Consider the following 20,644-nt stretch of genomic DNA (forward strand, 5'->3'; position numbering starts at 1 on the left):
ACAAGGAGGACAAGGAGGACAAGGAGGACAAGGAGGACAAGGAGGACAAGGAGGACAAGGAGGACAAGGAGGACAAGAAAACCTTTCCGTTTCAACCAACTACTTATGACCACACCCGCCCTACAATATCTATTGCATCTGCCAAAGCACTTGCCGCAGCACATCCGGCGGCACTTGATCCGTGACAGTCGCAGCACCAATTTGAGTAGGCAGAACAAATCGCACTTTACCTGCCTTCACTTTTTTATCAGTTTGCAGCGAATCTATAATCTCTTCAACGTCCAAACCGACAGGCAATTTAGTAGGTAATCCTGTTTTTTGAATTAGCTCATTTTGACGTTCCACTGCTGCTTTATTCCATAAGCTAATATCAACAGCAATCTGACCTGCTGCTACCATACCAATAGCGACTGCTTCACCGTGATTAACTGACTTGTAGCCAGTCAAACTTTCCACCGCATGACCGATAGTGTGACCGTAATTCAGCAGCGCCCTTAGACCGGCTTCTTTTTCATCTTTTCCTACCACAATTGCCTTGGCTTGGCAAGAATGTTTGAGGATAATTTGCAACATTTGGTCATCCAGGTAGCGCAGTTGATCGAGGCGCGTGCATTGTTCCAATTTGGTAAACAAATCGGCATCCCAAATGACGCCGTACTTAATCACTTCTGCCATTCCCGCACGAAACTCTCGTGGCGGTAACGTTTGCAGCACTTGGGGGTCTATTAAAACCAGTCGCGGTTGATGGAATGCGCCAATCAGGTTTTTGCCTTTGGGATGATTGACGCCTGTTTTACCGCCAATAGAGGCATCAACCATTGCCAGCAGGCTGGTTGGCACTTGCACAAAGTTAATGCCTCGCAGCCAGCTGGCGGCGGCAAAGCCCGTCATATCGCCAATTACGCCGCCACCTAGCGCCACCATTGTTGATGAGCGTTCGAGGCGGTTTTCTAGGGCGGCATCAAAAATCTTTTGGAGGGAGGTAAGGGTTTTGTAGCGTTCGCCTGGGGGGAGGATGCAAGTGGTGATTTCAAAGCCAGCGGTGGTGAGGGATGCGATCGCTGTTTCACCATAACGCTTAAAAATAGCGGGATTGGAGACAATCAAGACTTTCTTGCCCAAATCCAGCGATTTGCTTTCCTCTCCACTCATCCAAGCACCGAGTTTGTCTAGGCTACCAGTGGCGATCGCAATTTCGTAAGAATTCTGCGGTAAATTAACATGAATAACGGATTGCATTGTCAAACCCTGACCAAGTAGAGGAACAAAAATGTCTGGAGCATTATCTTACGTCGTGCTTTTGGGTGGTGCCTACGCTGTTGCGATCGGTCTTTTTCTGACTTTAAGAGCCGTCAAGCTGATCTAGTGCCTTCGTCGGAAGTCAAAAGTCAAAAGTCAAAAGTCAAAAATCCTTTGAGTGTAAGGCATTTCAATACTTACAGCGGGAACCGCTTTATGAACTGGTGAGTTATTTCTGCCGCACTGCGCTCTTAGGCTAGGGGCTAGGAAAATTTTAGATTTTAGATTTTAGATTTAAATTAAATCAGAAATCTGAAATTTCCAATTACCCCATGCCCCTATTTTCTTTTAACTTTTGACTTTTGACTTTTGACTTTTGACTTTCCCTACAGTGGCTGGTTGCGATCGCAATCTGACCTCTTCTTCTGCCAGATATTCAGCCAATTGCGCTTCAATCTGGTCGCGCACAATTTGGCGATACTCCATAAAATGCTCGTTGTGGGCGCACACAGTCAGGTAATGTTCCCAAACACCGGGATTGCGCTTGATAATACTAAACAGGTGATGCCAGAACTTCCAGCGAGTATTGCGTTTGACACCCTGACGCCAGCAGACGATCGACAGCGCTCGCAAATCCAACCAGCTTGGCATTTTGAAAGGAGCCTTGCACACGGGAGCCCCCAGCATCAAGAAATGCCGATACGTGCGATCCAAATAGCGATCGGGATCGTACAAATCCCAGAATGCCTGGATGTATTCCCTCGCCATTTCTTCTAAAGGTCGGGTCGGGATAAAGTTCATCAAAGTAGCTTGATTGATGTTACCATCCTTGCGGAGCAGGCGGCCCTCTTTTTCTAGCCGATGCCAGAGTGCTGTATCTGGGAGAGCCTGCAACATTCCGAACAAAGCTGTGGGAATAGCGGTTTGCTCTACAAAGCGGACAATGCGATCGCCCGCGCCAGCTTTTTCCCCATCAAAACCAATAATAAATCCAGACATCACCCGCAATCCAGCCCGTGCGATCGTCTCTACAGCATCGCTGAGAGAATTTCGGTTATTTTGGAATTTCTTAGTCAGCTGCAAGCTTGCTTCATCAGGCGTTTCAATCCCCAAGAACACCGCATTAAAATTACACTCAATCATCATCTGCATCAGTTCTGGGTCTTGGGCCAAATCTACCGACGCTTCCGTATTGAACACAAAGGGATATTTATGTTCTGCTTGCCACTCTTTTAACTCTTGCAGAAATAACTTGACATTGCGCTTATTGCCAATGAAGTTGTCATCCACCATAAACACACTGCGACGCCATCCCAGTTTATAGAGATAATCCAACTCAGCGAGGAGTTGCGCCGGTGTTTTAGTCCGGGGTTTGCGACCGTATAGCACAATAATGTCGCAAAATTCGCACTGGAAAGGACAGCCCCGCGAAAATTGTACCGACATCGAATCATAAGCGTCCAAATCCAGCAACTCGAAGCGGGGAGTAGGGGTATCCGTCACAGATGGTTTCTCACCGTTAGCGTGGAATTTTCCACTCTTATCACCCCGTTGAATCGCTTCCACAAACATCGGCAGAGTGATTTCCCCTTCATCTAAAATCAGATAATCTGCGCCAGCTTCTTCTGCTTCATGAGGTAAAGCCGTCGGATAAGGGCCACCCACGGCAACTCGTTTGCCGCGTCTGTTCGCTTCCTGGATTTGAGCGAGGAAATCTTTTTTCTGGACGATCATCGCAGAGATAATCACCACATCAGCCCATTCCCACTCTGCCTCAGTTACAGGTCGAATATTGCGATCGACCAGTTTAAACTCCCATTCTTGCGGCAAGATAGCCGCTACCGTCACCAAACCCAAAGGCGGTAGGAGAACTTTGCGATCGACTAATTCTAAAATCTTTTCGTAAGACCAAAATGTTTTCGGAAACAGAGGATAAAGCAGTAAAACCCGCATTGAATATTGCTCCTCACTAGATAGGATTGATAGATTGTCTAAATGACTCAAGCCTAGCGCGTTATTGTTTCAAGTCTGCTCCGAAAAACTTACCCAAACCTAATCAAACTTAGTTAATTCGGTTTAGCGTTTTCTTCCTGCTTCAACCAAGGTAGTCGGCCACTTCTTGTCCACAGGCGTTAATTCAGGTCGAGCCGACCTTACTACATTATCTGGTGCATTTTCCAGATTGACCGAGGCATTTTCATCTCGGTCTTGGACATGATTACACTTTTGGCAACGAAACACTCGCTCAGATAGTTTCATTGGCTGGATGTGACGACAGTTGGAACACATCTTTGAGGAAGGATACCATCTATCAACTATCTCAACCTTAGTGCCATAATGTGCTTGCTTGTAAATTAACTGACGACGGACTTCATAAAAGCAGTTATCTGTTACCGCACTTGCAAGTTTATGGTTGGCCATCATGCCAGAAACATTTAAATCCTCAATCCGGATACAATAAACGCGACGACTCAAATCAGTTGTCATTTTCTGAATTGTATCTCGTCGAATATTGCTAATCCTGGCATACTCTCTAGCTAATTCGATGTAGTATCTTTTGGCGTTATTAGATGCCCCGATCCCTAACTTCTTGTGCCCGTGTTTCTTGTTACGGTTGTGAAGAAGCAGCTTACTGAGCTTGGTTTTCGCTCTTTTAGTAGTAGCTGGCATGGCATAACAGGTTCCGTCAGAAACAGTGGCTAAACACTTCACCCCTAAGTCTACCCCAACCTTCTGGACGGGATGATAAATAGGGGGAATCTTTTGGGCATCTACAGCCAAAGATACAAACCATTTATCGGCAATACGGTCAACAGTAAATGTTTGAGAACTGCAAGTAAAATCAATCTTTTCCTTGAGTCGAAAGGTCTTTAATCCAGGCAGCTTGATAATTTTACCTGCATCAATCACAACTCGGTTGGTGAAAGGCAGTGCTGGTTTACCTTTTTCTGGATATATACCAGAGGTTTTGTAAACCGTAAATGAGTCGCCTTTCTTCTTGCATTTCTTCTTCGGAAAATCTGTTAAACCTTTTCTCCAGCTATCAAAAGACTTCTTCAAAGCTATAAAAGCGGATTGATATACTGTGGACGGATATTTGTTCATCCACGCATATTCCGGCTTTTTCATGGTTACTTGGGTGAATACTTTCTTGATGGTATCAATACGTTTAGCATCGCTACCTCGAACGTCCTCCCAGTCCCAACTTGCTGCGATTAAGTCTAAGCCGTAGTTGTAGACAAATCTTTTAAAGCCAGCAATGCCGCGCATCAAGGAGCGTTCTTTGTTATTTACTTTTAACTCTCTTTTGATGGCAAACATTGTTAATTTTAGAAATCCGATCCTATTTTAGCATGGTAGCTGTACTGTCTGTTCGTCAAAACTTATCTAAACTAGGTAAGTCTGAGCAAGAATGAGAAATAATTTGGCAATTTAATCAAGCTCCTTTTCCGATCGCGATTCTTGGTCATCCAACTCAAGTTTGTAATTATTCTCTAGTTGAACCGTTTCGCCTTGGCGAGGAATACCGCTACTTTTCAGAACGTCGCTGAAGGTCGCGCAGTAAACTGGCAGACCAAACGTCGCTGGATTAACGGGATTTTGATACGTAAAATGTCGGTATTCTATACAGAACCTATCCCAAGCAGCCATTTGGATCTTAAAGACACGGATTAATATATTGGCTAGCCAAGGATAGAGAGTCACACGAAACAAAATTGGTTGGTTCAAATAGGCGCAAGCCTCCTCAACCGCTTGATTCAGCATCACCGCCGGATTTCCCAAGACCAAATGCTGGGGCTGTTTGGTGCTTGGAGGATGGTCTACCAGATATCCTACTACTTTGGCGATGTCTAGGCCGTGGATAAAGTGGAAGCTAGCATCTGCTTTAAAAAAGCGAATCCATTTAATCAATTTCGTTACCCCCGGTAAGCCAGATGAAAGATGGGAATAGGGGTGCTGACCATCGCCTCCCAAAACTAAGGTGGGAAATAGGATGGTCATGCGCTTATATATTGGCAAGCGCGATACTTGAGTTAGAAAGTCAGACTTGGAACGAATGTAGTCCGTACCCAGCTGGGATGCCTCCTTCAGAATTTGATTGTTCCTACCTAAGACGCTAGCAGTGGAAAAGTAAATCACCTGCTGACAGAGTTCTTGGTCTAGCAGATTCAACAATTGCATGGTTTTGTAGATATTGACATCCATCACTTCCTGCTGACCCCCCCAAGACGTGGCTGCCAACACTGCACAATCCATTGTCTTCAGCAGCTTTCCAAACCGTGCAATGTTTCGCATATCACCTTTTATGATGGTGATACCGGGACGAGCGTTGCAGTCAAATCGAACTTTGCCTGGGTCTCTCACCAGCAGATATACTTCGTGTTCTGTATCCTGAATCAGCCTTTCTGCGATGTAGTGACCTATGCAGCCACTTGCACCTGTCACAAAAATCCGCTTTGGCCGATTCGGCTGGGGCGTCCGGGGGGAAGGTAAGGTGTCAAAAGTAATCAGAGGGGCAGACGGGTAAGACTCCGGCGGTAAATTTGATTCTAAAGTGTTCTGTGCTGCTGGGATGTTGACTTCGGCTTCAGAAGGTGAGTCTGTGTTTGACTCTAAAATTTCCTGTATTTCTACAATCTTTGGCTGTTCTACAAAAAGCGCTGGTGAATTTGACTCTAAAATTTCCTGTGCTTCTGGTTGATTTACCTCTTCTTCAGCAATCGATGAATTTAATTCTATAGTCTGCTGTGCTAGAGCAATATTTGGTTCTTGTTGAGAAATAACAGGATAATCTTTTAAAATTTCCTGTCCTTTTGGCTGGTTTTCTTCTTCTTGTTGAGAAACCACAAGTGAATTTAATTCTATAGTTTGCTGTGCTGGGGCGATATTTGGATCTTGTTGCTCAATGACAGGAGAATCTTCTAAAATTTCCTGTCCTTTTGGCTGGTTTTCTTCTTCTTCAGAAATGAGAAAAGAATTTAATTCATAACTTTGCTGTGCTTGTAGGCTGTCGGTATCTTCTTCAGAAAGCACAGGTGAGTTTGATTGTAAAGTCTCCTCTCCTGTGGCGATGTTAATCTCTTCTTGAGCTAAAGCAGGAGAATCTTCTAAAATCTCCTGTACTGCTATGATGTTTCGATCTTCACTTGAAAACACAGGAGAGTTTGATGCTAAAATCTCCTGTGTTTCGCGATTGTTTGATTCTTCTACAGAAAGCTGAGGAGAGTTTGATTCTGGACTCTCCTTTGCTTGTGGGCTGTTGGGCTCTTCTGCAAGGGAATCTCCTATCACCTCTCACCTCTCACTTTTTTTACCTTTTTCCTTACCCAATTTTTGTGCTGGGATTCAGGTGCGGACAGCTAATAGTTTATCAGCCTGCTTAGCGGTTTCAAAGAAAAATGCCACATTTTCTTCTGGGGTACTTGGCAGAACGCCGTGACCCAGATTCATTATATGACCCCGCTTGCCAGCTTTGCGAATTGTGTCGAGGATGCGATCGCGGATAAAATCCTTCGATCCGTACAAAGCACAAGGGTCCATATTGCCCTGCACCCCAACATTCGCACCCAGCCTTGCCCTGGCATCAGCCATATCTACTGTCCAGTCTACACTAACAATATCTACACCTGATTGGGGCATCCGTTCGAGTATTCCGGCACTGCCATTAATGTAAAGGATCAGAGGCGTATTTGGGTGGGTTGCCTTAACTTGTTCTACCACGCGCCGTTGATAGGGCATGGCAAAAACTTCGTAGTCCACAGGACTCAGCTGTCCTGCCCATGAGTCGAACATTTGCACGACTTGGGCACCGCAGTCAATCTGGTAGCGGACGTAAATGGCGATCGCATCTGCCAGTTTACCCAAGAATTGATGCAGCATGGCTGGCTCAGAGAAAGCCATACTCTTGATAATGGCGTAATCCTTAGAGGATTTGCCCTCAATTGCGTAAGCTGCTAGCGTCCAAGGCGCACCGACAAAACCAAGCACGGTTGCTTTGTTGCCAACTTCCCGCCGCAATGTCTGCAATATTTCCCTGATAAAAGGCAGAGATTCCTCTGGTTCCAAGGTATGCAGCTTGTCCACCTGTTCTTGGCTGCGAATCGGCGGAGCGATTACTGGCCCTTTGCTTTCGATAATGTCAAAGGGGATGCCGATTCCAGGCAAAGGCGTCAAGATATCCGAAAACAAGATGACCCCATCTGGTTCAAACGCCCGAAAGGGTTGCAAAGAGATTTCAATTGCGAGTTCTGCTTTTTCCGAGCGATCGCGGAATGAGGGATACTTATCTCGTAAATCCCGATAAGCCTTCATGTAGCGACCAGCTTGTCGCATCATCCACACGGGTGGGCGGTCTAACACTTCACCGCGAGCTGCCCGCAATAAATATGGTATCTGGCTTGACTCAGCCATGCAAACTTCTTTCCTAATCCGTTTTTGAGTGCATTTGCTAGCTTACCATTTTGCGATCGCCCTAAACATCCCCAATTTCTACCTATTTTCCCTAAAGCAATGGCAAGCGATCGCACTTCACCTGCCAAAATCCATCTACTTTCTTCCTCCTACTTAGGTTGAAAAATAAAATTTTATGAAGGAAATAAGACTTAGCTTTATCAGTGTGATAATTTAAATCATTAAAATTATAATTTCTGGAAAATGACAGAAAATCCCAGACGCTTCAAGATTTTGAGTTTCGATGGAGGCGGTATTCGTGGCGTAATCTCGGCGCGAATACTTAAAGAGGTTGAAAGGCAGCTTCGGGAGCGCAAGAACCAGTCTTTACACGAATATTTTGACATGGTTGCAGGGACTTCTACGGGGTCAATTTTAGCCGCAGGAGTTGCCCTAGAAAAAACCAGCGATAAACTCATTAATTTGTATCAAAAGTACGGAAAGTCTATCTTTCCGCCCCATAAAAGGCTGGAAATTTTGAGTATTCTACAAAAGGGGATTGACCTTATATCAGGCCCGAAATATTCCAATGAGGGATTGCGGGAAGCTCTGGAAAGAGAATTGGGACGGGTTTCGATTGGCGAAGTTAAACGCCCAATAATATTGATTCTCGCCTACGACGTACTTTATCGCAATACAACGTTTTTCACAAATTGCCATCCCGAACTTGGACTTCGGTGGTTCGACGATATACCTTTGTCGGAGATATGTATCTCCTCCTCCGCCGCTCCGACTTACTTTCCGCCTCATAAATTGATAGCAAACAATGAATTTGGAGACGATTGGGAATTTCCGCACATCGATGGGGGAGTATCGGCAAACAATCCCTCTCTCGCAGCGCTCAGTTTAGTAATGAAGGTCAGTCAATTACAAGAGGTTTCTCCAGAAATCAAAAGGGAATTTAACCTTGAGAATCTCAAATTTGAAGATATCTCTGTCCTTTCTATTGGCACGGGACGCAGTGGCAATCCTATTAAATACGAAGAAATAAAGCGCTGGAGACTTGCCAATTGGGCAGAGAAGATAGTTGATATTTTTATGGAGCCTAAATCTGAGATTGACAGCCGAATTTGCGAACAACTGATGGGAGGATCGGATTCTAAGCGTTATTTGCGCCTGCAATTTGAACTTAACGATCGATATAAGCCCAAGGCTGGTGAGACTTGGAAAGACACTCGCGAATTAGTACCCGAAAATGAACGAAAGAACAGATTTACAGGTAAACACATACCTGAAGACATAGATAATGCTGATTCGATCGATTCGCTGCTAATAGCTACAGAATCCTTCATCGAGAATGGCCACACTTATTATACGAGAGACACTGAAGGGCCTTTAGTAAAAGACGCGATCGCGAATTTTATTGATGCCAACTAGAGTGCCGTTAAGAGGGGCTAGCACTCCACCAAATTAATTTGGATAGTTTGTCGGGTGCGTTAACATGGAAACCTAGTTGCGCGGCGCAACTAGGTACCGACAAAGAGCCTCAATCTTAATGATTAGCAACTTGAGTTACTTAACCACACAAACTCCACCAAATGAAACAGCGCATCGCTCAGTGTTTCTACCAGGGGTAGCAGCTTGTAAGTCGCGGGTGCTGGTGTTATAGCTGTATTCTCCGGCTTGGTAATTGCGGTTAGGATTGGCGCAATATCTGTAAATTTGACCGGATTCGTTAAAAGAGACTACAACTAAAGAAGTTGTAGCCGCAGGACAAGTATCCAAAACCCTCAATCCAAAGTCATCTTGGAGCATTTGTCGCCTTTGATCGTTGAGTTGAGAAGATGAACCTTGGGCTAAAGACGTTCCCCGTTTTAAATCGCCGCTGACAGCATCATAGCTATACTCTCCAGCTGGGTACACGCGGTTGGGATTGGCGCAGTACCTGTAAGTTTGAGTAGATTCGGGAAAGGAAACGACCACCAAAGAACCTGTTGCGGGAGGACAGTTATCCAGCACGCGCAATCCAAAGTCATTTTGTAAAACTTGTCGTCTTGAATCGTTGGTTTGAGAAGATGAACCTTGGGCTACAGAAGTTCCCGATTTTAGATCTCGACTGACAGCATCATAGGTATACTCTCCTGCTGGATAAACGCGGTTAGCATTAGCGCAATACCGATAAGTTTGAGTAGCTTCGGGGAAGGATACGACGACTAAAGAACCTGTTGCGGGAGGACAGTTATCCAAAACTCGCAATCCAAAGTCATTTACCAGAAGTTGTCGCCTTTGATCTGTGCTTCCAGACGATGGATTTTGGGCAACTGAGTCATTGGAAATTCCTGAAACGGAAAGAGTGTATCTTCCCCGCGTGTTATTCTGACCTAATACTAGAAGTCTGTATTCTCCAGCAGCCGGTACTCGATACCGCAGTGAATTACCCGTATCGTCGTAGGCAACTTGTCGTTCGTTTTGTGATGAAATTAAAACTAATACTGGCGCAAGGTTACCTTCTGCAACATCGACGGAGATATTTATGGTGTCGCCTTGCTGGGCGTTAAAAATGTATTCCTCACCAGCAGATGTCTGAATGGGAGAACCTGTCCTTGATTGAGATCTAAACCGGAAAGTGGGAGAGTTAGCGCGGATCACCCCATTAACGCTATCACCATCATTGAGTCTCTCTGCTGCACCAGCGATGTCGCCGATCGCTATTACCATCATCCCTGCGATCGCTACACTTGCAGCAATTCTACGGAAAAACTGACGATCGATCATCTAATGCCCCCTCACCTGGTAAGAAAAATTGCTTCCTGTTTCGACAGATTATATACAGCTACGGTTCCTAGTGCATCCCAAGTACAGCAAAGTGCTTCAGTTTTGGTGCTGAGTACACTCAAAAGTAATGTAGAGGGTAGAAGATACGATCCCACCCCATCTGACCGCTTAGCCCAACTTTACTCCTGTGCCGTAGGCTGATAAATCTGGCACAACTCTTCCACAGTACTCGCCGTTCTCAGTCCCGCTTGAACTGCTCTCAACTGCTCCACATCTTCTAAAAGGGAAATTTCTGGCAATAAGTTTAATCCCTCACTGCCAAATTTCAACTCTAAACCCAGTTCAATGCTTTCTAGGAGTATCTGTCTAACTTGCTGTCGGCTTTGCTGCCTTTCCTGCTGAATACCCTTTTGAATTCCAATTCTCTCAACACTCGTGATGTACGGCATACGCCTTTCCTCTTCTAAATGAATGACTTCTTGCCAAAACTGTTGCTCTAATTCTTGTGGGAGGCTCATTACCCAATCTATAAACTGGAACAAATTGATGACATCTTCCCGTTCGTAACCTTGTTCGTACAACCGTCTGGTCAAAACCAGTTTCCATTCTTTACGCTGATTTCTATTGTCGCGTGTTTCAATAGCTTTCAAGTGGGCCATTACTACGGTAGCAAAGGGGTTGCGGCTTGACGAGAGCGCCGACCACTGTTGTTGGTAGTCAAGCAACTTCACTACCGGAAACCGGAATCCGATTTCGCAGCCAAATAATTGATAGCCAAATCGTTCTGGTCGCCAGTTAGAGCGTTCGTCACCCAGTACGGCTAGAGAAGCTACCGAGCGCTTGTAGCGATCGTAGATGCGATAATGATAAGTAAACATCCTTTCGGCAAAGTCGGATTCTTCCTGACTTTGGACTTCTATATGGATTAAGACCCAGGCTTCCTCACCACCTCTAAGATAAATCTTCACCAATTTATCGACCAGTCGCCGTCCTAATTCGGCATCCCGCACCACCTGTTGCAGTTCCTTGTCCAGAAATTCAGGGGTGCGTGTCCAATCAATTTCTTCATGAGCTTGTGGGAAAAAGAATAATATAAATTCTTCAAAATAGCGCTGTAGGATATCTTTCCAGGGTGTATCGAATTCAGTATAGGGATTGGTCATTTAGGAGAATGGTAAGCTGCTGTGCATCTAATTTTACAGTCAACTTTGATAAGATTCTTGTGGGATGGGCATCCTGCCCGTCCCTAACTGCAATTTAGATGCGCGACAGCTTAGTAGAGAAGTTTACTGGTGGTGCAACCATTTTTCTTAGTCTAAATTCCAGTAGATGGCGTAAAAGTAAGGATACCTCGATCGCTATCCAATTCGGCTATGATTCCCACTGGTAAGGCGGCGTTGGGGCCGTCGTGACCGAAGGGGAGGTCTGATACTATGGGGATGCCAAGGTCGCAGAGGCGATCGCGCAAGACTTCCTCTACACTGAAACTGGGTGCTGGTGCATCGCAACGACTAAATCGTCCCAGCGCAATTCCTCTCACGTGCTGGAATGCTCCACACATTCGCCACTGGGTTAAGGCCCGATCGATCCGATAAGGAAATTCTGTCACATCCTCAAAAGCCAAAATAACGCCATCCAGGTCTGGTTGAATGTGCGTATTGAGCAAATGAGTTGCTACGGTAAAATTTGCGGGTAGCAGGATGCCGCTGACTCTACCACCGCCCCAACCTATCCCTTTCAATGGTTCTAGCGGTCGTCCTTCCACCAAGTCAAACAATCGTTGAATTGACCAATCTGGTTCAGATGCTAAAGTTGTCAGCATTGGGCCGTGTACGCCTGCAATACCCGTTTTGCCAAGACTCCATAGCAAAGCGGTCACATCGGAAAATCCAATTAACCATTTGATATTAGTAATAGCGAATTCTCCTCTGCCCCTCTGCCCCTCTGCCCCTCTGCCCCTCTGCTCAAAAGGCCATATCCAATTTTCCAACAATCTGGTACTACCGTAACCGCCTCTGGCACAAAGAATGCCCTTGCATTCGGGGTCAATCCATGCTTCTTGAAGTTGGCGACGGCGATTTTCATCTGTTCCGGCGAGATAGCCCGATCGATCGCTAATGCTAGTGCTGACTTCTACACGATAGCCGCGATCGCGCCAAATTTGTACGCCTTTCTCAAATGCCTCAAATTCTTTTATAGCACCGCTGGGAGCAATTACTCGCAGTAAATCGCCCGGTTGTAATGGTGGTGGTAATTGACAGAAATTCATATAATAAAAATAATACTGGAAGGTGTATAATTATGCAATCAACTAGCGCTGATGCAATGGGAAAAATTACTACAACTATCGTGGTTACGAATCGTGGCGATCAAGTCTTGGCAGAACGGGGTGTAATTTTAGATGAAGAAGTGCGATCGCTTAGACTGAAAGACGTGCTAGTTGATACGGGAGCTACTACTTTGTGTTTGCCTGCAAATGTAATTTCCCAGCTAGGATTATCGCTACTAAAAGAAGTTAATATTGTCACGGCGACTGGATTAGGAAAAGCACGAATATTTCAAGATGCCAAAATTTCTTTGCGCGGAAGAGAGGGAACTTTTGAGTGCGTAGAATTACCAGAAGGATCAGATCCATTGTTGGGGGTAATTCCGCTAGAAGCGTTGGGAATTGAATTAGATTTACAAAATCAACAACTCATCCTTTTACCCATAAATACGAACACAAGTTATCTGAGAATATAGAAACCCGGTTTTTCCAAAAAAACCGGGTTTCTGGATTCACTTTTGAAGAAGTTTACTATGTTTGCGACCGTAAGTAAAGTAGATCAGCAAACCAACTGCCAACCACAAAATCAATCGCAACCAAGTATCCCGTGGTAGTGACAGCATTTGCAAGGCAGATATTAATGCACCTAAAATAGGCACTAAGGGAACCAGCGGAGTCCTAAAAGGTCTTGGCAAATCCGGTCTGGTACGACGCAAAATAGGCACAGCAATGCAAACAATCAAAAATGCCAGTAAAGTGCCGATCGAGACTAATTCACCTAACAAGCCGATTGGTAACAATCCTGCCAACAACATAGCAACAATTCCCGACACGATGATAGCAATATAAGGTGTGCGGAATTTGGCATGAATTGCTGCAAATTGAGAGGGAAGCAATCCATCGTTTGCCATTGCGTAAAAAACTCTAGATTGTCCCAAAAGGAATACAACAATTACCGAACTCATCCCTGCGATCGCGCCTATTTTAACTATCGGTTTCAGCCAGCGCAATCCTTCTCCTACCGCATTTACTCCTACAGCAATTGGATCGGGAACATTTAATTGTTGATAAGGAACAATTCCCGTCAGCACCAGCGCAACGGCGATATAAAGTACGGTGGCAATTAGCAAGGAACCGAGAATCGCAATTGGCATATCTCGTTGGGGATTGCGTGCTTCTTGCGCTGCACAAGAAACTGCATCAAAACCGATGTAAGTGAAGAAAACTACCCCCGCACCCCGCCAAACGCCACTCCAACCAAAACTACCAAACTCTCCTGTATTTTCGGGAATAAATGGCAACCAATTTTGTTGATTGATGTAAGCTATTCCCGCAAATACAAATATTAAAATTACTGCCATTTTAACAAGAACAATAAAATTATTAACTGCTGTTGATTGGCGCAAACCTACAACTTGTAATGCCGTCATCAAAGCAAGTATGAACATAGCTGGCAGATTTAGCGGTGGATTGGCCAATTCGGGTGGAATTATTATCCCTAAATCTTTGCACAAGCTGACGAAATATCCCGACCAACCAACGGCAACCGTAGCACCGCAAAAAATATACTCTAAAATTAAATCCCAGCCGATAATCCAGGCTACCAATTCTCCCAAAGTAGCATAAGCATAAGTGTAGGCGCTGCCAGCTATGGGAATCATAGAGGCAAATTCGGCATAACAAAGTCCGCTCATAGCGCAGCTAATAGCCGCTAGTATAAATGATAAAGCGATCGCAGGGCCTGCAAAATTAGCCGCTGCCTGTCCCGTCAGTACAAAAATACCAGCACCAATAATTCCCCCAATACCTAATGCGATCAGATTTGCCAAACTGAGCGATCGGGCCAATCCTTCATCACTGTCAACCGATGCTTCTTGGATTAAGCTGTCTACTGATTTTTTGTTAAATAATCCAGTTACCATTTGTCAAGATGCGTTTGGGTATATTCAGAGTTAATTTAACATATCAAGAGACATTATTTAGAACAAGGCAAAGAGCCCATAATTATTTGTCTTCCACCTTACTAAAAACTACTTGCTTTCGGTGCGATAGCTGCTATAATTTTATCACCTTTTTATCTCGGGTTAGTATTATCGACCAATTTGCTATATAATTTCGTAGATTTGAAGGCAAAGTAATCTTTACTCATAAACATAAATGCTAAAACCTTGTTTGCACTGGCTTTCGGTAACTATACTATGCTTCAGTTTACTAATTTTAAGCGGCTGTCAGGCATCAACTGGTGGTAATAATGTCATTCACCTGACTTTGTGGCATAACATGAATCCACCACCAAGTCGCGATGTATTTCAAAAACTTGTAGATAAATTTAATCAAAATCATACCGATATCCAAGTAGAATCCCTCTACACTGGTCAAGCGGATCAGCAAATGCCGAAGATTTTAACCGCAGTAGTCGGTAATGCTGCACCGGATATGTTATGGTTTGGTTCCCAGATCACGGGTAAATTGGTTGAATTAGGTGCAATTAAACCGCTTGAAGATTGGCTAAAAAGTTCTCCACTAAAGTCGGAAATTGTACCAAGCTTATTTGAGGAAATGGTGCTGGACGATCGCATCTGGTCTATCCCTTTTACTACCAGTAATTTAGCAGTTTTTTATCGTCCCAGTCTATTTAAAGCAGCAGGGATTACCAAAGTACCCGAAACCTGGTCAGAACTAAGGCAAGTTGCCAAAAAACTGACTCTGGATAAAAATGGCGATCGGCAAATAGACCAGCATGGTATAATGTTACCTTTGGGTAAGGGAGAATGGACTGTTTTCAGTTGGTTGCCTTTCATGTTTAGTGCTGATGGCGAGTTGCTGAAAGACGATCGACCAAATTTAGTAAATCCGGGTGCGATCGCAGCTTTGCAACTTTGGTCAGACTTACTAAAAGACGGTTCGGCTATGCTTTCCCAACCAGAACGCGGTTATGAAGAAGACGCTTTGATTGCCGGTAAAATAGCGATGCAAATCAAGGGTTCTTGGAATGTCAGCTTTTTCGATAAACTTGGCATAGATTTCGGTGTTTTCCCAATGCCAAAAGCCAATAAAAAAGCGACAATTATAGGAGGGGCTAATATGTTTGTCATGAAAACTACTCCCGAACGAGAGCAAGCATCGCTGAAATTTTTGGAGTATGTTTTAAGCGAAGAATTCCAAACGGAATTATCTTTAAAAATCGGATTTTTGCCAATAAATATCAAATCTAGAAATAGCAAAATTTATCGGGAATTTGTCGCCAAACAGCCAGAAATGAAAGTGTTTTTAGATCAGATGAATTCGGCCCGATCGCGTCCTATTATCGCTGGATATACTCGCCTATCAGAAAATCTCGGTAGAGCCATTGAAGAAACTCTTCTCGGTCATTCCCCAAAAGAAGCGCTGCAAAAAGCTCAAGACCGCCTAAAACTGATTTGGGAAACACAATAGACCGATCGCAAATCAATTCTCCGGTGGATTCTTAGAATTTGCTCGATTCGATAAATTCTCTGTAGCGGGCAATCCCCGGATGCGACTCAACTGAGTTAAAGCCCAGCGGGCAGTTTCTTGCACCTCTGCATCAGGATCGTCGATCGCATGGCGCAGCAATTGGCTAACTTGAGCCATCATATCGTAAATCCGCGTCAAGTCCCGAATAGCGTTCTTCCGCACCTCCGCATTTTCATCTTGCAGGGAGATTGCTAAAGCACGATTCACAGGTTTGAGCGTCCGGGTGCCAATTTGCGAGAGCGCCTCTAAAATTAAGCTGCGTTGTTTGGAGTCCGCATCCATCAACAACTCCAGTAAAGGCTGCATCGCTCTAGAGTCTCCCCGTTGAGCTAGCTCCCAAATAGCCTTGCGCCGCTTATTCGGATCGGGATTTTGTAGATCTTTAATTAATTCATCAACAATATTAATTTTCGGCAGGCGAGTAGGTTCTTGAACTTCCAACGCCTCTGTCTGCGGCACAGCCGTTGATTGTTCTAAATTTTTATTGTCAGCAATTGGCGAAACCCCACTGTTATAGCTACTAACATCTACTAGGGGCATTGGGGTTGATTCTTCGGAATGTTTATTTTCCGAACTCCAAGAAATGCCACTGTTGTAGCCTTTAGGTTCTACCTCCAACTGTGAGATTGATTCGTCTGGATGTTTATTTTCTAGAACCGATGAAGCGCCATTGCTGTGGCCGTTTTTGTCAGGTTGCAGCTCAAAGGAGTTGGGTTGAGAGTTTGAGGCGTCAAGATTGGAGTGTTCGCTAGAGCCACTTTCCAATGATTCTGGCTCTGGGGGCTGCTCTTGTGCTATAAGTTCTTTCTGTTCATCAGAATGTCTGAGCAAGTAGAGTAGTCCCCCAGCAATAACAATCAGGACTGTTCCCGTACCTATCCACCACAACGCCCAGTAGGACTTAGAACTTTTAGGAACTGGAGTTGGCTTGGTGGTAGGTTTTTGTTTGCCGAAGCTAAAGTCTGGAATTGTGTCAGTGAGAGTGGGTTTTTGAGTAGGGGTTGGAGAGCTACGCTGAGCGACGAGTGCTGCGAGTGTTGAACTTGCAAGCAACTTAGTAGTTCCGATCGGAACTACTAGCGCTAGAGGCAAGTCTTGCCGTAGCGTAGGCTTATGCGTGCTGTAGGCATTAACTTGCGCTCCAACTGCATTGCGGGCAAAGCCCAGGCAAGTCATACAAGAGAGCAAAAGTAAAGCGGAGCGTGAGGGCATCATAAACTAACTCAGGGGTAGAAGGGCGACCAGTATGACCCACTGGGTAGATGACTTTGAGCTAGTTTAATCGTAAACTGCGATTTGCTCAGAAACTCAGCCTTGATGCCTGAGATCCCAGAAAGTCTATGCAAATATAGTAAAAATTAGCAGCCCCTGCCGCTAATTTAACCCCAAATTTCTGATTCAGATTCAGGTATTTTGATGGGCAGCTCCGCCAATTCTACTTTGGAAGGCTCTAATAGCTTTACCGATGCAGGTGTTTCACTCTCAGATATCTTCGGTTGCAGTAACTTTGCCAGTGTATCTCGCTGATTGACTAGGTAGATACTGATTAGAGTTAGGCAGACTCCCATCCACTGATATGGCTCTAGCATTTCCGAGAGGAAGAGGTTGCCGAATAGGAGAGCAAATACTGGGGTTAGAAAGGTGAGGGAACTGAGGCTGGTTAAGCTGCCGCTTTTGGCAAAGTAAAAGAATAGACCGTAGGCTAAAGCACTGCCAAGTATAGTTGAGTAGCTTAATGCTATCCAGCTAGAGAAATCCAGACGTTGCCACTGCTGGGTTTCTGTGGCGGCTGAGAGGGCAAATAGGGGCAAACCGCCCAAAATCATGTGCCAGCCGGTGGCGCTCACAGGGTCGGCATAGCGGCATACGAACCTAATCAGGATAGTTCCCACTGCCATTGAAAGGGCGGCCAGCAGCATCAACCACTCGCCATTCTGAAACAATTGCTGGATGTCTATTGATGGTGCTTGAGCGCTACCTTGCAGCAGATTGATTATCCAGCCATCGGGTAAACCAATCAAACCGATCCCCAGGACGCCTATCCCAAGTCCCAACCATCCCCACAATCCAATCCGCTCCTGAAATAACCACAGGGACAGCAGCGCTACAGCCAGAGGTTGGGAGTCGATCATTACTGAACCCAAACCAGCACTGGTACGAACCAATCCCTCTGCTAAAAAGCCTTGAAACAGCGCCCCATCGACGATCGCAAACAAACCGATCCACAACCAAGCCGACCAAGTGCGGGGTTGGGGTCTTCCCGTTAACATGGCGAACAACAGTACCAAAACACCGGCTGGCACGAGGCGTACCCCAGCCATAAACAGCGGCGTCGTCTGCGGGATGACGCCTTTCATCGCTACCATTGCCGTACCCCACAGGAAAAAGGGCGCGATTAGAAGTAGGGAAGCAAAAGGTAGTCTCGATTCAGCTAGTTTTGTTTCAATCCCTTTCAGGGACTCAAGTTTAGCCCCCGCCGGACGCGAAAATATTAGTTCTAAATTCCTTGTCATGTTAAATGTTATTTGTATCAACCGCATTAAATGGCTCCCTTGATGCTCTAGGCTGGGTTAGCTATCTTAATTGTATTGAATTATGTATTTCTGTTAAGCTATTGACTTATGTGAAAATATTTGCCCATCAAGCTTGAGGAGATGGCAAGATGGTGAGAGTGAACTGAAACTCTGTTGTATAGCAAAGTGCTTCGGATGCCGTGCTGAGTGCTGAGTGTAAAAACAGTCGTTTCCTGGCGGGGAATAGCTCAATACTGTCCTAACATATCTGAACTATGGCTATAACAGGACTTTCCTCAATCTAAAATCTAAAATCTAAAATCTAAAATCCGATGATTTGGCCTTTTAAGCCTAAGTTTCGCAAACAAATTGCCCACATTGAAGTTACCGGCGCGATCGGCGGTGCTACCCGAAAATGGGTTCTCGAAGCCCTTAAAACCGTTGAGGAAAAACGTTTTCCCGTCTTACTGCTGCGAATCGATAGTCCTGGCGGCACGGTGGGGGATTCCCAAGAAATCTACAGCGCTCTGAAGCGTCTGCAAGAAAAAGTCAAAATTGTCGCCAGTTTTGGCAATATTTCAGCGTCTGGGGGCGTATACATTGGTATGGGAGCCCAGCACATCATCGCCAACCCAGGTACAATTACCGGCAGCATCGGAGTTATTCTGCGCGGCAATAATCTGGAACGCCTGCTAGACAAAGTTGGCGTTTCTTTCAAAACCATCAAATCTGGCCCCTACAAAGACATTTTGGCCTTTGACCGAGAACTGACGGAACCAGAAGAAAATATTTTGCAAGAGTTGATCGATATTAGCTATCAGCAGTTTGTGCAAACGGTGGCGGAAGCGCGAAACCTGACGGTAGAAACTGTGAAGAGTTTTGCAGATGGGCGCATTTTTACCGGAGAACAAGCCTTACAATTGGGCATAGTCGATCGCTTGGGTACTGAGGAAGACGCCCGCCGCTGGGCAGCTGAACTGGCAGGACTCGACCCCGATAAAGCCCGCTGCTACAACTTTGAAGAACGCAAACCCTTCTTGAGTCGCCTGCTGTCGGGAAACAGCAAGATGGCATCTGGACTATCATTGGGCATTAATTGGTTAGAATTTGAGCTGTCTACCAGCGGTCTGCCTCTGTGGCTCTACAGACCTTAAAGAGAGAAAGGGAAACAAGAAGGCTCTTCCGTATTTACTATGCTATTTGAGCAGAGGAGCAGATGAGCAGCAAAATAAAAATGTGATTCTTTGAACAAAAGCATAACAACTCCGAAAGAGCCACGTGCCAACGGCAGTTGAGATGGGAAACTCGGTAGACGAATAAGACCGTTCTAAATTTTTTTCTGGTTGGAAGCCCCAACTATAACGAAGTTTAGTTGGAATACTTCACCTAAGTTATTAATATTTGTTTTGAAAATAAGGAGGATTTCTGCGTGGAGTGGCGAGTTAGGGCAATTCGTGGGGCAACCACTGTCTCGGAAAATTCGGTTGAGGCGATTGGAGAAGCTGTGACGGAACTGCTAGATGAACTAGAAAAGCACAATCATTTAGACCCCAACGATATCATTAGTGCCATTTTCTCTGCTACCCGCGATCTGGATGCGATTTTCCCAGCCGCGATCGCACGCAAACGTCCCGGTTGGGAAAATGTCGCCCTATTGGATGTCCAGCAGATGCACGTTCAAGGAGACTTAGAACGCTGCATTCGCTTCCTCATCCACGTCAACCTTCCATACCCCCACGTCACTATTTACCATCCCTATTTACGTAAAGCCCAAAACCTCAGACCTGATTGGAGTTTACCCCCAAGCAGGCTCCCTCTGTAGGGGCTAGGAAAGTCAAAAGTCAAAAGTCAAAAGTCAAAAGTCAAAAGTCAAAAGTCAAAAGAAGGATTCTTCCCTCTTCCCTCTTCCCTCTTCCCTCTTCCCTCTTCCCTCTTCCCTCTTCCCTCTTCCCTCTTCCCTCTTCCC

17 protein-coding genes are annotated in these 20,644 nt (G+C 45.2%); 6 read left to right on the top strand and 11 right to left on the bottom strand.

Annotation, left to right across the window (positions count from 1 at the left end; translation table 11 throughout):
• Positions 1 to 129: 129 nt before the first annotated feature.
• Positions 130 to 1,239 (bottom strand): 3-dehydroquinate synthase, encoded by a 1,110-nt coding sequence (gene aroB, locus LAY57_RS30840; RefSeq protein WP_249071010.1) that lies wholly within the window; start codon positions 1,237 to 1,239, stop codon positions 130 to 132.
• A gap of 31 nt (positions 1,240 to 1,270) precedes the next feature.
• On the opposite strand from aroB, the gene petL reads away from it, so the two are divergent.
• The gene (gene petL / locus LAY57_RS30845; protein WP_249071011.1) at positions 1,271 to 1,366 is read left to right on the top strand and encodes a cytochrome b6-f complex subunit PetL; all 96 of its coding nucleotides are present in this window, start codon (positions 1,271 to 1,273) and stop codon (positions 1,364 to 1,366) included.
• 221 nt (positions 1,367 to 1,587) lie between these two features.
• On the opposite strand, the gene LAY57_RS30850 is transcribed toward petL, so the two are convergent.
• The 4 genes from LAY57_RS30850 to hemE form a co-directional block, all read right to left on the bottom strand.
• Positions 1,588 to 3,192: a B12-binding domain-containing radical SAM protein gene (locus LAY57_RS30850; protein ID WP_249071012.1), complete on the bottom strand. Its 1,605-nt coding sequence runs from the start codon at positions 3,190 to 3,192 to the stop codon at positions 1,588 to 1,590.
• A 123-nt stretch (positions 3,193 to 3,315) separates the two neighbouring features.
• Positions 3,316 to 4,560, bottom strand: coding sequence for an RNA-guided endonuclease InsQ/TnpB family protein (locus tag LAY57_RS30855; protein WP_249071013.1), 1,245 nt, complete (start codon positions 4,558 to 4,560; stop codon positions 3,316 to 3,318).
• Between the two features lie 111 nt (positions 4,561 to 4,671).
• Positions 4,672 to 6,531 carry an NAD-dependent epimerase/dehydratase family protein gene (locus LAY57_RS36340; protein ID WP_338022523.1) on the bottom strand — a complete coding sequence of 620 codons (1,860 nt, stop codon included), beginning with the start codon at positions 6,529 to 6,531 and terminating at the stop codon, positions 4,672 to 4,674.
• Positions 6,532 to 6,585: 54 nt separating this feature from the next.
• Positions 6,586 to 7,650 (bottom strand): uroporphyrinogen decarboxylase, encoded by a 1,065-nt coding sequence (hemE, locus tag LAY57_RS30865; protein WP_249071014.1) that lies wholly within the window; start codon positions 7,648 to 7,650, stop codon positions 6,586 to 6,588.
• A gap of 243 nt (positions 7,651 to 7,893) precedes the next feature.
• On the opposite strand from hemE, the gene LAY57_RS30870 reads away from it, so the two are divergent.
• Positions 7,894 to 9,066, top strand: coding sequence for a patatin-like phospholipase family protein (locus tag LAY57_RS30870; RefSeq protein ID WP_249071015.1), 1,173 nt, complete (start codon positions 7,894 to 7,896; stop codon positions 9,064 to 9,066).
• A 135-nt stretch (positions 9,067 to 9,201) separates the two neighbouring features.
• Here LAY57_RS30870 and LAY57_RS30875 read toward each other — a convergent pair whose 3' ends face one another.
• The 3 genes from LAY57_RS30875 to LAY57_RS30885 all read right to left on the bottom strand — a co-directional run bounded on the left by LAY57_RS30875 (position 9,202) and on the right by LAY57_RS30885 (position 12,673).
• The gene (locus LAY57_RS30875; RefSeq protein WP_249071016.1) at positions 9,202 to 10,404 is read right to left on the bottom strand and encodes a hypothetical protein; all 1,203 of its coding nucleotides are present in this window, start codon (positions 10,402 to 10,404) and stop codon (positions 9,202 to 9,204) included.
• A 179-nt stretch (positions 10,405 to 10,583) separates the two neighbouring features.
• Positions 10,584 to 11,567, bottom strand: coding sequence for an Rpn family recombination-promoting nuclease/putative transposase (locus tag LAY57_RS30880; protein WP_249071017.1), 984 nt, complete (start codon positions 11,565 to 11,567; stop codon positions 10,584 to 10,586).
• 152 nt (positions 11,568 to 11,719) lie between these two features.
• Positions 11,720 to 12,673 (bottom strand): S66 peptidase family protein, encoded by a 954-nt coding sequence (locus LAY57_RS30885; RefSeq protein WP_249071018.1) that lies wholly within the window; start codon positions 12,671 to 12,673, stop codon positions 11,720 to 11,722.
• 32 nt (positions 12,674 to 12,705) lie between these two features.
• On the opposite strand from LAY57_RS30885, the gene LAY57_RS30890 reads away from it, so the two are divergent.
• Complete coding sequence (locus LAY57_RS30890) at positions 12,706 to 13,146, top strand: retroviral-like aspartic protease family protein (RefSeq protein ID WP_249071019.1); 441 nt, start codon at positions 12,706 to 12,708, stop codon at positions 13,144 to 13,146.
• A 36-nt stretch (positions 13,147 to 13,182) separates the two neighbouring features.
• Here LAY57_RS30890 and LAY57_RS30895 read toward each other — a convergent pair whose 3' ends face one another.
• Positions 13,183 to 14,592, bottom strand: coding sequence for an amino acid permease (locus LAY57_RS30895; RefSeq protein ID WP_249071020.1), 1,410 nt, complete (start codon positions 14,590 to 14,592; stop codon positions 13,183 to 13,185).
• 235 nt (positions 14,593 to 14,827) lie between these two features.
• On the opposite strand from LAY57_RS30895, the gene LAY57_RS30900 reads away from it, so the two are divergent.
• Positions 14,828 to 16,105 carry an ABC transporter substrate-binding protein gene (locus LAY57_RS30900; protein WP_249071021.1) on the top strand — a complete coding sequence of 426 codons (1,278 nt, stop codon included), beginning with the start codon at positions 14,828 to 14,830 and terminating at the stop codon, positions 16,103 to 16,105.
• A 12-nt stretch (positions 16,106 to 16,117) separates the two neighbouring features.
• Here LAY57_RS30900 and LAY57_RS30905 read toward each other — a convergent pair whose 3' ends face one another.
• Together LAY57_RS30905 and LAY57_RS30910 are read right to left on the bottom strand one after the other, a co-directional pair.
• The gene (locus LAY57_RS30905; protein ID WP_249071022.1) at positions 16,118 to 17,380 is read right to left on the bottom strand and encodes a HEAT repeat domain-containing protein; all 1,263 of its coding nucleotides are present in this window, start codon (positions 17,378 to 17,380) and stop codon (positions 16,118 to 16,120) included.
• A 164-nt stretch (positions 17,381 to 17,544) separates the two neighbouring features.
• Positions 17,545 to 18,612 carry a DMT family transporter gene (locus LAY57_RS30910; RefSeq protein ID WP_249071026.1) on the bottom strand — a complete coding sequence of 356 codons (1,068 nt, stop codon included), beginning with the start codon at positions 18,610 to 18,612 and terminating at the stop codon, positions 17,545 to 17,547.
• A 398-nt stretch (positions 18,613 to 19,010) separates the two neighbouring features.
• Here LAY57_RS30910 and sppA point away from each other — a divergent pair, with 398 nt between their 5' ends.
• On the top strand, positions 19,011 to 19,832 hold the full coding sequence (gene sppA / locus LAY57_RS30915) for a signal peptide peptidase SppA (protein ID WP_249071023.1): 822 nt from the start codon (positions 19,011 to 19,013) through the stop codon (positions 19,830 to 19,832).
• Between the two features lie 275 nt (positions 19,833 to 20,107).
• The gene (aroH, locus tag LAY57_RS30920) at positions 20,108 to 20,500 is read left to right on the top strand and encodes a chorismate mutase (protein WP_249071024.1); all 393 of its coding nucleotides are present in this window, start codon (positions 20,108 to 20,110) and stop codon (positions 20,498 to 20,500) included.
• The last annotated feature ends 144 nt before the right edge of the window (positions 20,501 to 20,644 follow it).

It is taken from the genome of Argonema antarcticum A004/B2, assembly GCF_023333585.1.
Lineage (GTDB): Bacteria > Cyanobacteriota > Cyanobacteriia > Cyanobacteriales > Aerosakkonemataceae > Argonema > Argonema antarcticum.